Here is a 14212-nt window from a genome sequence, read left to right on the forward strand (position 1 = left end):
GGCCCGCAAGCGCGTCAGCCAGCCACCCCCTGGCCCAGCAGACTGCCGATCGCCGCCAGCAGCACCGGCTCCTGGTAGGGCTTGCCGAAGTAGGCGTTCACCCCCAGCCCCATCGCATAGTTGCGGTGCTTGTCCGCCGTGCGCGAAGTGATCATGATGATCGGGATGTCCGCCGTGGCTTCGCGCGCGCGCAGTTCGCGCGTCAGGTCGAAACCGTCCATGCGCGGCATCTCGATATCGACCAGCATCAGGTCCGGCCTGGCCCCTTCCAGCTGCTCGAGCGCGTCGACCCCGTCCTTGGCCAGCATCACCCGGTAGCCTTCCCGCTCCAGCAGGCGCTGGGTGACGCGGCGCACCGTGATCGAATCGTCGACCACCATGATGCGCGCGCGCTCGGCCGGCGGCGCTTCCTCGGCCGCCGCCGCCGGCTGCGCGGCGGGGCGCTGGGCCAGCACCACCGGATCGAGGATCAGCACGATCTCGCCGGTACCCAGCACCGTGGCGCCGGCGATGCCGGGCACGCGCGCCAGCTGCGGGCCGATGTTCTTGACCACCACTTCCCGGTTGCCCAGCACCTCGTCCACGCGCAGCGCGATGCGCCCGCTGGCGCCGTGCACCACCAGCACCGGATTGACCCGCTGCAGCGGCGCGCCCTTGCCGCCCTTGCCTTCTCCCAGCAGCGCATCGAGCGCATGCAGCGCATGCGGCTGTCCTCCGACGGCGAGCGTGCCGGCCGCCTGGGCCGCCGCCAGCTCGCTGTCGCGCACCTGCAGCACCTGCTCGACCAGGGTCGAGGGCAGCGCATGGGTACGGCCGGCGCTGGCCACCAGTACCACCTGGGCCACCGCCAGCGTCAGCGGCAGGTGGATGGCAAAGCGCGTGCCCCGCCCCGGCTCGGCCGATACCTGTACCCGTCCGCCCAGCGCCTGCGCCTCGGAACGCACCACGTCCATGCCGACCCCGCGGCCGGCCAGTTCGGTGAGCGCGTCGGCGGTCGAGAAGCCGGGCTCGAAGATCAGTTCCGCGACCTGCTGGTCGCTCATCGCCTGGTCCGGCCCGAGCAGGCCGGTGGCGCGCGCCTTGGCGCGGATCCGGTCCAGGTCGAGCCCGGCGCCGTCGTCGCTGAACACGATCGCCACCTCGTTGCCGTGCTGGCTCACCTGCACCAGGATCTCGCCGGTCTCCGCCTTGCCGGCGGCCAGGCGCGCGGCGCGCGGCTCGATGCCGTGCACGATCGCGTTGCGCAGCAGGTGCTCGAAGGGCGCGGCCATCTGTTCCAGCACGCTGCGGTCGATTTCCACCGAGCCGCCGCGGATGTCGAGGTTGACGCGCTTTTCCAGCTCCTTGGCGGTCTGGCGCGCGATGCGGAACAGGCGCTCGGACAGGTGCGAGAAGGGCACCATGCGCACCCGCATCAGGTCGCGCTGCAGCTCGCGCGTCATGCGCGCCTGCGCCGCCAGGTCTTCCGCCGCACTGTCCACCGTGCGCGACAGGCCCTCGTGGAAGGCTTCCACGTCGTTGACGCTCTCGGCCATCATGCGGGTCAGTTCCTGCAGGCGCGTGAAGCGGTCGAACTCGAGCGGGTCGAATTCGCGCTCGCCGGCGATCGACAGGCGCGAGGCGATCTGCGACTCGGCCTGCATCTCGATCTCGCGCATCTGGCGCCGCAGGCGGTCGAGGTTGTCCGTGAAGTCGGACAGCGCGCCCTTGAGCGAACCGACCTGGTTTTCCAGGCGCGAGCGCGTGATCGACACTTCGCCGGCCTGGTTGACCACCCGGTCGAGGATGTCGGCGCGCACCCGCACCAGCGGCGCGCGCGCGCCCGGCTGCTCGGCGGGGGCCACCGCCGCCGGCGCCAGCGCAGGCTGCGGCGCGGACGGGCGCTGCAGCTGCTCGAACAGCAGCAGCGCGGCATCGTAGCTGGCCAGCAGTTCGTCGAAGGCGGCCGGGGTGCTCGTCCCGGCATGCACCATGTTCTCGACCTGGGTTTCCAGCTCGTGGGTATGCTGGCCGAGGCGCATCGCGCCGGCCATGCGCGCGCTGCCCTTGACCGTGTGCAGGGCGCGCTGCAGGCCCTGCGCGATCGCGTCGTCCTGCGGCTGCTGCTGCCACTGGCGCAGGCCCTTGCCGATCTGCGGGAACAGGTCGGCGCCCTCTTCCAGGAACACCGGCAGCAAATCCGGGTCGAGTTCGTCGGTGAAGAGCGGACCGGTGGCCAGGCCGCTTTCGGCCTGCGCCGGGACGGCGTCGGGGCGGGGCTCCGGCGCGGGTGCCGGTTCGGTTCCGGCTGCCGGTTCCGGTTCCGCCACCAGTTCGGGCTCAGGTTCCGGTTCGGGCTCCGTTTCGGGTTCCGTTTCGGGTTCCGCTTCCGTTTCCGGCGCTGACTCCTGCCCTGCTTCCGGTTCCGGCGGCACGGCGTCGCCGGCCAGCTCCGGCACGCCCTCCAGCGCGGCCTCGTCCGGCGTGACCGGCACGAACACCTGTTCCGGCGCGGCCTGGTCGAGCGCCGGCGCGGCGTAGGGATCGTCGAGGAAGCTGTCGAACAGGTTGTCGATCTCGGTGACGGCGCTGGCCTTCTGCTCCGCTTCTTCCGCTTCGCGCACCGCCTGGTCCGGCAGCGGCGGCGGTCCGTCGAGCAGCGCGGCATAGGCGCTGGCGAACAGGGTGTCGAGCTGGCGCGCCAGGGCCGGCTCCACCGTGCCATACACGCTGGCGGCCTGCTGGCTGGCCAGGCGCGCCAGCAGCGCATCGAGCTGGGCTAGCAGGTCCGTCTGCGACGGCGCCAGTTCGCCCAGGGCGAACACCTGCAGCATGGTGCGCATGCGCGCCAGGCTCGCCTCCAGCAGCGCGAGGCCGGCCTCGTCGAGGTTCGGCCCAGGCAGCGCCAGCTTTTCCAGCACCAGCTCCAGCGCGTGTGCAAGCGCATGCAGGGCGCCGAAGCCGACCGTGGACGAGGTCCCGGCCAGCGTGTGCGCGGCCTTCAGGGCGTCGGGCGCGGTGCGCCCTTGCGGCGCGCCGCGCCAGGCCGCGAATTCTTCCGCCAGCACGGCCACCAGGGCCGCGGTCTCGTCCAGGTACACGCTGTACAGGCCGAGCGGAATCTCGAGTTCGCCGACGCGCTTGACGGCGGGGGCAGCGCCGGTGACAGGCGCCGTCCCGGTGTCCGATTCCAGGTGCGATTCCAGGTCCGATTCGGGGGTCGACTCCGGGGCCGATTCCGGGCTAGACTCCGCGACCGGTTCCAGCGCCATTGCCGGGACATCGTCGGCGGCCGCTTCCGGAACAGCTTCCGGCACGGAGGCGGGCGACGCCCCGGCAGCGGTGGCGTCATGTCCGGCGTGTTCGGCGTACGCCGGTCCGCCTTCCTGCACCCGCGCCGCGGCCTCCACGATGGCAGCGCCATCGCGTGCCGACTGCCCGCCGGCGGCCAGCTCGGCCACCCAGGCGCCCAGTTCTTCCCGGGCCTGGTCCAGCAGCGCCAGCAGCGCCGGGGTGGCGGCGCGCGCCTCCGACAGCCACAGGTTCAGCACGCGCTCGACCGCCGCGGCCGCCTCGGCGAAGCGCTCCAGGCTCACCATGCGGCTGCTGCCCTTGAGCGTGTGGAAGGAGCGCCGCAGCAGCATCAGGGTTTCCTGGCTGTCCGGATGCGCGTGCGCCTGCGGCAGGGTGTCGCGCACCAGGCCCAGCACTTCGCCGGCTTCCAGGATGAAGATCTCGAGCAGTTCCGATTCGACGCCCGCTTCCTGTGGCACGGTGATCCCGGGCGCCGGCTGCGGCTGGGCCTCGACGTATTCGAAAGGCAGTTCGCGCAGCAGGCGCTGGTCGGCATCGAAGCGGAAGCGCCCGCTGGCAGCCTCGCTGTTCTGCGCCAGCAGGTCGGCGAAGAAGCCGAGCGCACCGATGTTCTGGGCGATGTTGTGCAGCGCACCCGACTGCGCCTCGAGGTCGCCGTCGCCTTCGGCGAGCGCCGCCACCGCCCCGGCCACGTGGCCTGCCGCCAGCACCGCCTGGTCCTGGTCGAGGATGGCCAGCGCGCCCTGCAGGCCGTGCAGCACCGGCGCGGCCTGGGCCAGCACGTCGCGCCGGTCCGGCCGGTCGTAGTAATCGTCGAGCAGTTTCTCGACCTGGCGCAGGCCGGCCTTGATCTCGCCGGCCAGCACCGCCACGGTCTGGCCCTGCTGGATCTGGCGCGCCAGCTCGCCCTGCCATTGCGGGGCGTCAGGCGGGGTTTCGCCGGCGGCCAGCGCCAGCAGGCGCGCGCCGACCGCTTCCGCGTTCTCGGCGAAATCCTGCGGCAGCTGGCGCAGCTGGTCCAGGCCGTTCTCGACGAACAGCATGGCGGCCGCCATCTCGAGCTTGACCTCGTCGCCGCGGCCGGCCTGCAGGGCGTCCTGCGCCGCGCGCCCGAGTTCGCGCATCAGCTGGGCCAGCGCCGGGGCACCCAGCTTTTCACTGGCGCCGGCCAGGCGCGCCAGCTGCCGGCTGAAGTCGTCCTGCAGGTCCAGGTCGCCTTCGCTGGCGATGCGGTCCCAGTCCGACTTGCTGCGGGCCAGCGCCTCGCGCGCTTCCTGCAGCACGGCCTGGTCGATACGGCCATAGCGCCGTAGCGCATAGTCGTGCGGCACCATGCCATCCAGGCCCAGGGCCTGGCGCAGGCGCGCGGCGTCCGGATTCGGCGTCCCTTCGGCCGCGGCCACGAAGAACAATGCGTCGCGCAGCATCGCGTCGGGCGTGCCGCCCTGGCCCTGGGCCAGGCGGCGCAGCTGCAGGTTGACCTGGCCGAGCAGCTGCTTCACGTACAGATCGGGCGCCAGCGCGCCGTCGGCCACCACGCCGGCAAAGGCGTGCATCGCCTGCCAGAACAGGCGCGCACGCCCGTCCCCCTGGCCGGCGGCCACCGGCGCCAGCGCGTCGCGCATACCGGCCGCATGCTGGGCCTCGCCGCTCTTCAGGTAGGGCAACAGGGCCTTTTCGAAACGCGCGCGGCAAGCTGCGATGTCGAGCGCGATGTCGGGCACGTTGGCGCCGAGCAGGCCGGTGTCGGACGCCGGCAGCGCGGCGCCCTCGCCCAGCCTGGCCGGCAGCAGGTCGGACGGATGGATGCGCTCCACGCCGAGCCGCTCCTGCAGGTCGCGGTAATAGGGAAACAGGCGCGCCGGCTGCTGGGGGCTGCCGGCCAGCAGCTCGTCGAGGTATTCGACCAGGGCCTGGTAGGCATCCTGCACGGCCTGCACCGATTCCGGCGTGCAGGGCAGTTGCCCGTCCTTGAAGCGCTCGATCAGCCGTTCGGCCGCGCCGCCCAGCACGCCGGCGCCCTCGACATCGACCAGCTGCAAGGCGCCATTGGCCTGGTGCAGGTGGGTGCGGGCATGCAGCAGCAGGGTCGGCTGGGCTTCGAGGCTGCGCGCTGCGGCGTCGCGCAGGGCCGCGCCCGAACGCCCCAGCGCATCGCGGATCTCGCCGATCACCCAGGACAGGGGACCGGTATCGAAGGCGGTTGCGCGCGGCGGGAAAGGGTTCGTCATGGGCTCGTGTAATCGGTGAATCAGGCTGCCACGCGGAAGCGCGACACGGAATCCTTCAGTTCCTGCGCCAGCAGCGCCAGCTCGCGGATCGACTGCGCCGTCTGGCGCGTGCCGCCCTGGGTCTGCTCGGTAACCGACAGGATGTGCTGCATGGTATGGGCCACGCCGTTGGCGGAGGTGGCCTGCTGCTCGGCCGCGGCGGAAATCCCCTGGATCAGCTCCGCCAGGCGGTTCGACACGCGCGAGATGTCGCTCAGGGCCGCGCCGGCCGCATCGGACAGGCGCGCGCCCTCGACCACGCCCTGGGTCGATTTTTCCATGGCCGCCACCGCGTCGTGGGTGTCGGCCTGGATGGTGCGCACCAGCGCGCCGATGCCCTTGGCCGCTTCGGCCGAGCGCTCCGCCAGGCGCTGCACTTCCTCGGCCACCACCGAGAAGCCGCGTCCCGCTTCGCCCGCCGACGCGGCCTGGATCGCCGCGTTCAGCGCCAGCACGTTGGTCTGTTCCGTGATGTCCGAGATCAGGTCGGTGATCTCGCCGATCTCCTGCGAGGATTCGCCCAGGCGCTTGATGCGCTTGCTGGTTTCCTGGATCTGCTCGCGGATCTCGTGCATGCCCAGGATCGCGTTCTGCACCGCCTGCGCGCCCTGCTCCGCCGCCGCCACCGACTGGCGCGCCACGTCGGCCGATTCGGTGGCCGAACGCGACACGCTGGAAATCTGGGTCGCCATCTGTAGCACCGTGCTGGATGCGTCCTGGATCTCGCGCGACTGCGCCTCGGCCGCGCCCAGCAGTTCGGTGGACACGGCCTGGGCGCCGGCCGCCGCGCCGGTCACCTGCCCGGCGGTCTTGATGACCCGCAGCACCAGGCCACGCAATTCCTCGACCGTGTAGTTGACCGAGTCGGCGATCGCGCCGGTGATGTCTTCCGACACGGTGGCATGCACGGTCAGGTCGCCGTCCGCCACTTCCTGCAGTTCGTTCATCAGGCGCAGGATCGCCGCCTGGTTCTGGTCGTTGGTGGCCTTGGCTTCTTCTTCCTTGGCCTGGGCCAGCTGGCGCATCGCCTCGGCTTCGCGGCGGCGCGCCTCGGCGCCGCGCGTGCGGTTGCGCGAGTCCTGCAGCATCACGCGGCTCAGGCTGCCGCCCATGGCGAGCGTGAACACCGAGGCGCCCACCAGCACCCAGAACCAGCTGCTGCGGATACCCAGCTGGTAGCGGTATTCGGACTGCAGGCGCGCCAGCGAGGAACGCAGGCCTTCGCTGTCGCGCGCGATCACCGCCTCGGCGCTGCGCGCGGCGGCAAAGTTGTGCTGGTTGGTCGAGAGCGGTGCCAGCCCTTCCTGCCAGGCCTGGAAGGCGCTGCGCGCGTCGTCCAGGCGCGCGCGCAGGCCCGGTTCGGCCGCCGCGCCCGCGCCGTCGGACAGGGCCGCCAGCAGGGCGCCGAGGTCCGCGCTGTCGCGCGCGATGCCGCGCGCGGCGTCGCGGTGGGCCACGCCGGGCGCCATGAAGGCGTGGGTGGCCACCGACAGGCGTTCGCTCAGCAGCGCCAGGCGGGCGCCGGCGGCGGCCTCGCGCGGACTGTCCTGCAGGCGTTCGGCCAGGGTGCGCAGTTCGGTGGCCAGCGGCTCGTAGCGCTTGACGGCGCCGCCGTAGCCGACCAGGTGGCGCTTGTTGCCGACAATGGTGGCGGCCGCCGCGTTCGAGGCCGACCAGGCGGCGCGCGCCTTGCCCAGCAGGCCGGACAGCTCGTTCGAGGCGGCCGGCACCGCATGGCCGCCGGACTGGCCGCCACGTGCCAGCAGGGTCAGCAGGCGTCCGACTTCGGCGCGGCTGTCATCCAGTTCGGTGAAGGCGGACGGCTCGCCGCGCAGCGCATTCGGGGCCGACTTGGCCACCCGCTGCGAATGCATCAGGGCGTCGGCCGCGAGCTGGCCCTGGGTCGAGACGACGTCGGTGCGCGCCGCGTTCTGCCACATCGCCAGCACGGTCAGGAGAATGCCGCCGACGAAGGCGGCCAGCACCAGGCGCAGCTGGCGCGACAGCGACATGTGGCCGATCAGCGGCAGGCGCAGGTCGTCGGGGTCGGCCGGGGCGGCCGCGAGCGGCTTGCGCGGGCGGGTATTGCCGAGCCGGCGCGCGGCCGCGTCGGCCGAGCCGTGCAGCGGGCCCTCGGCGGAAGCCGGCGCGGACGGATGCTGGGGCAGCAGGCCGGGGCCGAACTGGGTGTCGGGCGAGGCCAGGACGGTGTCCTCGTCCTCGTCCTTGGTGAATGCGTTGATGCTGAGTTTCGAGGCGAATCCCATACCGGCTCCTGGTCCTACGATCGATGGACGCGCCGCCTGGCTGCGTCGGTGTGTTGAATGCGGTGTCTGTTCAGGCTGCCCGCCGTCAGCCGTCCGGCTCCTGGGCGACCTGCAGGAAGCGCTCTTCGCGCACCAGGGCCGCCAGCGACAGCGGCGTCCACAGCTGGCCGTCGGCATCGCGCAGGGCCTCGCCCGCGCGTTCCATGGCGCCGGCCTGGCGCAGTCCGTACACGCGCTCGGCCAGCAGCGCGCAGTTGAAGCCGAGCGCGGGAGCGAAGGTCACCAGGCGCATGCCCGGGGCGGCCGGCGCCGCGCCGTCTTCTTCGCCCAGGTAGCGCGCCAGGTCGATCACGCCGACCAGGCTGCCGCGCACATTGGCCAGGCCAAGGTACCAGGGCACGGTGAGGGGCACGCGGGCGATCGGCGCCAGCGGCACGATCTCGCCCGCCTCCAGCAGGTCGAGCAGGTAGCGGGTGCCGCCCAGCTGCAGGCCGAGCTGCTGGATCGGCGCGCCCTCGCCGCCCCTGGCGGCCTGCATGCGCTCGAGCAGCTGCTGCTGGTAGTCGCGCAGGCGGGTGCGGCGGGCGGCCGGATCGGCGCTGCCCTGGCGTGGCGCCGGCGCGTCCTTCATGCGGCGGCGCTGGCCGGCTGCTGGTCGAGCGAGGCGATGCTGGCCAGCAGCAGCGCCGGATCGACCGGCTTGACCAGGTAGTCGCGCGCGCCCTGGCGCATGCCCCAGATACGGTCGGTCTCCTGGTTCTTGCTGCTGCAGATGATGACCGGGATCGCGGCCAGCTCCGGGTCGCGCGCGATCGAGCGCGTCACCTGGAAGCCGTTCGCGCCCGGCATGACCACGTCCATCAGGATCAGTTGCGGGCGCTCGGCGCGGATCTTGTCGATCGCCTCGCCGCCATTCACGGCGGTGGTCACGGCAAAGCCCGCGCGCACCAGGATATCGGTCAGGTAAAAGCGTTCGGTCGGGGAATCGTCGACGATCAGGATGTGATGTATGGCCACCTTGGGCTCCGGGGTCGGTCAGGTCTGTCAGGTCAGTCAGGTCAGTCGCGGGCGGCGGTGTGCTCGCGCACGGCCGCCAGCAGGCTGTCCTTGGAAAACGGCTTGGTGAGATAGGCGCTGGCGCCGACCATCGCGCCGCGCGCGCGGTCGAACAGCCCGTCCTTGGACGACAGCATCAGCACCGGCGTGGCGTGGAAGCGCGCGCTCTTCTTGATCAGGGCGCAGGTCTGGTAGCCATCCAGGCGCGGCATCAGGATGTCGCAGAACACCAGCGCCGGGTGGTGGTCGTTGATCTTGGCGAGCGCATCGAAGCCATCGTCGGCCAGCACCACCGTGTAGCCGGCCTGGGTCAGGAAGATTTCGGCGGAGCGGCGGATCGTGCTGCTGTCGTCGATCACCATGATGGTCAGGCCGTTTGCTTGCGGCGATGTCGTCATTTTCGTTTCACTTCAGCATGAAGCGCCACGATAGCACAGGGTTTTGCCCTTGTGCGCAGGAGTGTTGCAGTACGTCAACTGTTGCCCGCAGATTGGATTGACGTCTTGCAAACTCAGCTATCAAGAAGGCAATGGCAGGGTGGGCGGACCGTGGCCCGCCCGGTGACATCAGATGGCGGTCATCTCGAAATCGTCCTTGCGGGCGCCGCATTCCGGGCAGGTCCAGTTCATCGGGACATCGGCCCAGCGGGTGCCGGGGGCGATGCCGTCGTCCGGCGCGCCGGCGGCCTCGTCATAGACCCAGCCACAGATCAGGCACATCCAGGTCTGGAAAGGGGCCGTCGAATCAGTACTCACAATATGCTTCCTTCTATCTAGTAAAATGCGGAATCAGGTATCTTAATCCAGGCGTCGTGCAAAACCAACCGTTCCCCCTCATCCTGACATTTGGCGTGTCCGACCCGGTCGGCGCGCTCGGCGTGCAGGCCGACCTGGCCGCCTTCGCCGCGCACGGATGCCACGGACTGTCGGTCGTGGCCGGACTGCTGGTGGCCGACAGCGCCAAGGTCGAGAACCTGCATGAAGTCGACAGCGACTGGATGGCCGACCAGGCCCGGGTGCTGCTCGAGGACATGCCGGTGGCGGCCTTCAAGGTCGGCGCCGTGGCGACCGTACTGCAACTGGCGGCGATCGCCGAGATCGTGTCCGACTATCCGGATGCGCCGCTCATTCTCGACCCTTTCCTGTCGGCCCTGCCCGACTCCGGCCTGGCCGACGAGGAAATGCTGTCGGCGATCCGCTCGATCCTGGCGCCGCAGACCACGGTGCTGATGCTGTCGCAGTCGGAACTGGGCCGCATGGCCGAGATCTGGCGCGAGCCCGGCAGCGAGGGTTCGCTGCTCGAGGACGTGGCCGAGCTGACCGATGCTGGCTGCCAGTACGTGCTGGTGACCGGCACCCGCGACGAAGCGGGTGCCTGTTCGAATACCCTGTTCGACGCCGGCGGCGTCGTCGCCCGGGTCGAATGGACGCACCTGCCGGGGCCGTTCGTCGGCGCCGGCAATACCTATTCGGCGGCCTTCACCGCCCTGATGGCCCAGGGCATGGAAGCGCCGGCGGCGCTGTTCGCGGCCCAGGAATATACCACCGGCGCCCTCGAGCACGCGCAGCGCTTCGGCATGGGCAAGTTCATCCCCAACAAATTCTACCGGTGCTGAAAAGCCCGCACATCATGACCACTGACTCCACTTCCAAGAACGAGATCCTGTTTGCCCGCGCCCAGCAATCGACGCCGGGCGGCGTGAATTCGCCGGTGCGCGCCTTCCGCTCGGTGGGCGGCACCCCGCGCTTCATCACCCGCGCCGAGGGGCCGTATTTCTGGGACGCGGACGGCAAGCGCTACATCGACTACATCGGCTCCTGGGGCCCGGCCATCGTCGGCCACGCCCACCCGCAGGTGATCAAGGCGGTGCAGGCCGCCGCCGCGAATGGCCTGTCGTTCGGCGCGCCGACCGAAGGCGAGATCGAGATCGCCGAAGAGATCTGCCGCCTGCTGCCCTCGATCGAGCAGGTGCGCCTGGTCTCGTCCGGCACCGAGGCCACCATGAGCGCGCTGCGCCTGGCGCGCGGCGCCACCGGGCGCGACAAGATCGTCAAGTTCGAGGGCTGCTACCACGGCCATGCCGATTCGCTGCTGGTGAAGGCCGGCTCCGGCCTGCTCACCTTCGGCAACCCGACCAGCGCCGGCGTGCCGGAAGACTTCGTGAAGCACACCCTGGTCCTCGACTACAACAACATCCCGCAGCTGGAAGACGCCTTCGCCTCGATGGGCGACACCATCGCCTGCGTCATCGTGGAGCCGGTGGCCGGCAACATGAACCTGATCCGCGCCACCCCGGAATTCCTGCAGCGCATGCGCGAACTGTGCACGGAATACGGCACCGTGCTGATCTTCGACGAAGTGATGTGCGGCTTCCGCGTGGGCCTGGGCGGGGCCCAGGAACTGTACGGCATCACGCCGGACCTCACCGCGCTGGGCAAGGTGATCGGCGGCGGCCTGCCGGTGGCGGCCTTTGGCGGGCGCGCGGACCTGATGCAGAAGATGGCGCCGATCGGCCCGGTGTACCAGGCCGGCACCCTGTCGGGCAACCCGGTGGCGGTGGCGGCCGGCATGAGCACGCTGAAGCTGATCCAGGAGCCGGGCTTCTACGAGCGCCTCGGCGCCGCCGCCCAGCGCCTGGTGGACGGCCTGACCGAGGCCGCCAGGGAAGCGGGCATCCCGTTCTGCGGCGACGCGGTGGGCGGCATGTTCGGCTTCTATTTCAACCACGACATCCCGTCGACCTATGGCCAGATGATGGCCGGCGATAAGGAGCGCTTCAACCGCTTCTTCCACGGCATGCTGGACGAAGGCGTGTATTTTGCCCCGGCCATGTTCGAAGCCGGGTTCGTCTCGGCCCAGCATACCGATGCGGTGATCGACGAGACGGTCGAGGCGGCGCGCCGGGTGTTCAAGCGCATCGGCTGACACGCGCCGGGAACGGCCCGGCGGCGCTCAATAGGGCGTGTACTGGAACCCGTTCCCGATGAGATCCAGGGTCGCCGCGACGTTTTCGGCCGACTCGCTGAAAGACACCAGCACCTGCTCGCGTCCCTGCCCGTCACCCAGGCGCGCCAGCCAGAACGCGGCCCCGGCCGCATCCGGCTCGCGCTGCAGTACGTTCTGGTAGAGCAGGCGCACGAACAGCTGGTCGTCCGGCGCGGTGCCGTACAATCCCGCGAATTCGGCGCTGCCGATGAAACCGCGCGCAGCGTCGAGCAGGCTGCTGCCCCTGTCGAGTTGGGCAATCCAGAAACCCAGTCCTTCCAGGTCGGGCGCGCGATCGAAGGCGGCGCGATACAGGCGGTAGGCCTGGCCGCCGTTGCCGTCGATGTCGAGCGCGATCGCCCCATATTCGAACAGCAGCCGTTCGACATTCACGACATCGTAGCGCGTGTCCCACAGGTCGTGCTGCGTAGTAGCTTCCTGCCCGTTACGCTGAATGAGGTAGTTGCCGGCCGCGCCCGGCAGCAGCAGCGTATCGATGCCGGCGCCGCCGTCGGTGCGCTGTCCCGGCAGCCCCGCCAGCAGGTCGTTCCCGGACGTCGCGGCCCCGGCCGGCGCGACGGTGCTGAAGCGCATGCTGTCCGGGCCGGCGTAGGGGTTTCCCGCCAGGTCGGACACCGCCCCCTGCGGCAGGTGGATCGTGTAGCTGCCCGGCGTGAAATGGGCGCTCGCCCTGAGCAGCACCTCGCTTCCCTGGACAAGTGGAAAGTCCATGCTGAGGTAGTCGTTGTCGCTGGCCTGGTAGACCACGGCGCCGTTCGGGCCGGTAATCGTGATGTTCGACTTGTCGATCGCGACCGGCTCGCTGAAGCGCAGCACGATGGTCGTGTCGGTCAGCGCGACGCCATCGGCGCCGGCCGGATGGGTGCTGCCGAGCAGCGCCGGACCAACCGTGTCGCCGCGCAGCGGCAAGACCGCAAGCGTGTACGGGTGCACCCCGCCCATCGCCGACTTCAACTGCAGGTAATATTCTCCGCTCAGCGTCGGCGTGAAGTCGAGCGCCAGCGAGTAATTGCGGTCGTCCCAGCCGTCGTCAACCGCCAACGTCGCGCCGTCCGCGCCGAGTATGCGCAGCACGAAGCCCTCGGCGCGTCCCGTCTGCGCGCCCACGGTCATCGCATAAGGCTCTCCCGCCACCAGCGAGACCCGGTACATGTCGACATCGCTGGCAGCCTCCAGCACTCCCCGGGTGGACACGCCTATGGGGACCGCCTGCGCGGTCGCGATGGTGTCGCCGACCAGGTCGCGCCTCCCGGGACTCAGGCTGGCCATATAGGAGCGCGGTTCGAGCAGGCCGCGGACCGTCGGGCCCTGCTCCACATCCAGGAAATGGCTGTCCCCTGCGCCCGCGCGGAAATCGAACGACATCGTCCTGCCGTCGATGTTGCCCGAGGCGGAATCGCGTATCGTGCCCGCTGCGTCGCGCAGGAACAGCATGTAGGCATCCGGTTCGGCATTGAAGGTAAGCGTATAGAACACTCCTTCTTCGACGTCGAGCCGGAACCGGTCCACATCGTGCTCGAATTCGATGGTCCCCGTGGCAAGCGCTCCCGGCGCGATGGAGCCCAGCGTCGCATTGCTCGGCAAATAGTCGTCCTGCCAGGTCTGCGAGATCCCCTTGAAGGTGCCTGCCTGCAGGCCGCGCAACTCGAGGAAGTAGTCGCCGGCCTGCGCGGGCGAGAAGCCCCAGTCCAGGTATTGTACGAACCTGCCGGCGGCATCGAGGATCCGGATCTCGGTCGGAAAGACGTAGGGCGAACCGGTGCCGATGCCGGGCCCCTCGAATTCGAAGCGGTAATGCACGCCGGGCTGCACGCTGAACCTGACCCAGTCGATATCGCCCGCCACCTCGAAGCTGCCGGTGACCGAGCCGTCGCGCGGCAGGAAGGCGCTGGTGGCACTACCGGCCGGCTGGTCGTCGGCCCCCGTGCGCAGCGCGGCCTTGAGCTCGTAGCCTTCCAGTCCGTACCATTTGTACAACGAGATCGCTTCGACATAATAGGTTCCTGCCGCTGGCGCTACGAATTCGATCGTCGGGCCGTGCAGGTAGTCGCCGTTCAGGATCCTGGTCAGCCGGTTGCCTGCCGCGTCGTACACTGCCAGCGCATACACGGCGTTGCCGATCTCGGGAAGGCTGATGCCGGTGGTCGATTCCAGCGAAAACAGGTAGCGCTGGCCGGCATCGAGCGTGATGGCGAACCAGTCGCCATCGTAGCCGCGCTCGAATCGCCCACGCTGCGGCGCGAACAGGTCGAGGCGGCCGGGCGTGTCCGGATTCTGGGGAAAGTCGTCGGTCAGGTCAACCATGGCGCACCAAGGTCA

At 70.2% G+C, this 14212-nt stretch carries 9 protein-coding genes; 2 read left to right on the forward strand and 7 right to left on the reverse strand.

From position 1 onward, the window contains the following. Window positions 1-14 precede the first annotated feature (14 nt). The 6 genes from LCI23_RS11350 to LCI23_RS11375 all read right to left on the reverse strand — a co-directional run bounded on the left by LCI23_RS11350 (window position 15) and on the right by LCI23_RS11375 (window position 9606). On the reverse strand, window positions 15-5525 hold the full coding sequence (locus LCI23_RS11350; protein WP_224946574.1) for an Hpt domain-containing protein: 5511 nt from the start codon (window positions 5523-5525) through the stop codon (window positions 15-17). 20 nt (window positions 5526-5545) lie between these two features. After that, window positions 5546-7831 (reverse strand): methyl-accepting chemotaxis protein, encoded by a 2286-nt coding sequence (locus LCI23_RS11355; RefSeq protein WP_224946575.1) that lies wholly within the window; start codon window positions 7829-7831, stop codon window positions 5546-5548. A gap of 85 nt (window positions 7832-7916) precedes the next feature. After that, window positions 7917-8462, reverse strand: coding sequence for a chemotaxis protein CheW (locus LCI23_RS11360; protein WP_224946576.1), 546 nt, complete (start codon window positions 8460-8462; stop codon window positions 7917-7919). Beyond that, window positions 8459-8848 (reverse strand): response regulator transcription factor, encoded by a 390-nt coding sequence (locus tag LCI23_RS11365; RefSeq protein WP_374041166.1) that lies wholly within the window; start codon window positions 8846-8848, stop codon window positions 8459-8461. The genes LCI23_RS11360 and LCI23_RS11365 overlap by 4 nt, the downstream gene beginning before the upstream one ends. Window positions 8849-8889: 41 nt before the next feature. After that, the gene (locus LCI23_RS11370; protein WP_224946577.1) at window positions 8890-9285 is read right to left on the reverse strand and encodes a PleD family two-component system response regulator; all 396 of its coding nucleotides are present in this window, start codon (window positions 9283-9285) and stop codon (window positions 8890-8892) included. A gap of 168 nt (window positions 9286-9453) precedes the next feature. Then, window positions 9454-9606, reverse strand: coding sequence for a rubredoxin (locus LCI23_RS11375; RefSeq protein WP_029755924.1), 153 nt, complete (start codon window positions 9604-9606; stop codon window positions 9454-9456). 92 nt (window positions 9607-9698) lie between these two features. Here LCI23_RS11375 and LCI23_RS11380 point away from each other — a divergent pair, with 92 nt between their 5' ends. Together LCI23_RS11380 and hemL are read left to right on the forward strand one after the other, a co-directional pair. Further along, entirely contained in the window at window positions 9699-10502 is an 804-nt protein-coding gene (locus LCI23_RS11380) for a hydroxymethylpyrimidine/phosphomethylpyrimidine kinase (protein WP_224946578.1), read from the forward strand. Between the two features lie 14 nt (window positions 10503-10516). Then, complete coding sequence (hemL, locus tag LCI23_RS11385; RefSeq protein WP_224946579.1) at window positions 10517-11812, forward strand: glutamate-1-semialdehyde 2,1-aminomutase; 1296 nt, start codon at window positions 10517-10519, stop codon at window positions 11810-11812. A gap of 27 nt (window positions 11813-11839) precedes the next feature. On the opposite strand, the gene LCI23_RS11390 is transcribed toward hemL, so the two are convergent. Next, window positions 11840-14197, reverse strand: coding sequence for a DUF4214 domain-containing protein (locus LCI23_RS11390; protein ID WP_224946580.1), 2358 nt, complete (start codon window positions 14195-14197; stop codon window positions 11840-11842). Window positions 14198-14212: the final 15 nt, after the last annotated feature.

Origin of the sequence: Massilia sp. MS-15 (assembly GCF_020176695.1) — a bacterium.
Lineage (GTDB): Bacteria > Pseudomonadota > Gammaproteobacteria > Burkholderiales > Burkholderiaceae_D > Telluria > Telluria hydrophila.

Coding starts and splice junctions, on each gene's coding strand:
- LCI23_RS11350 (WP_224946574.1), bottom strand. CDS start 5,525: ATGACGAACCCTTTCCCGCCGCGCGCAACCGCCTTCGATACCGGTCCC.
- LCI23_RS11355 (WP_224946575.1), bottom strand. CDS start 7,831: ATGGGATTCGCCTCGAAACTCAGCATCAACGCATTCACCAAGGACGAG.
- LCI23_RS11360 (WP_224946576.1), bottom strand. CDS start 8,462: ATGAAGGACGCGCCGGCGCCACGCCAGGGCAGCGCCGATCCGGCCGCC.
- LCI23_RS11370 (WP_224946577.1), bottom strand. CDS start 9,285: ATGACGACATCGCCGCAAGCAAACGGCCTGACCATCATGGTGATCGAC.
- LCI23_RS11375 (WP_029755924.1), bottom strand. CDS start 9,606: ATGTGCCTGATCTGTGGCTGGGTCTATGACGAGGCCGCCGGCGCGCCG.
- hemL (WP_224946579.1), top strand. CDS start 10,517: ATGACCACTGACTCCACTTCCAAGAACGAGATCCTGTTTGCCCGCGCC.
- LCI23_RS11390 (WP_224946580.1), bottom strand. CDS start 14,197: ATGGTTGACCTGACCGACGACTTTCCCCAGAATCCGGACACGCCCGGC.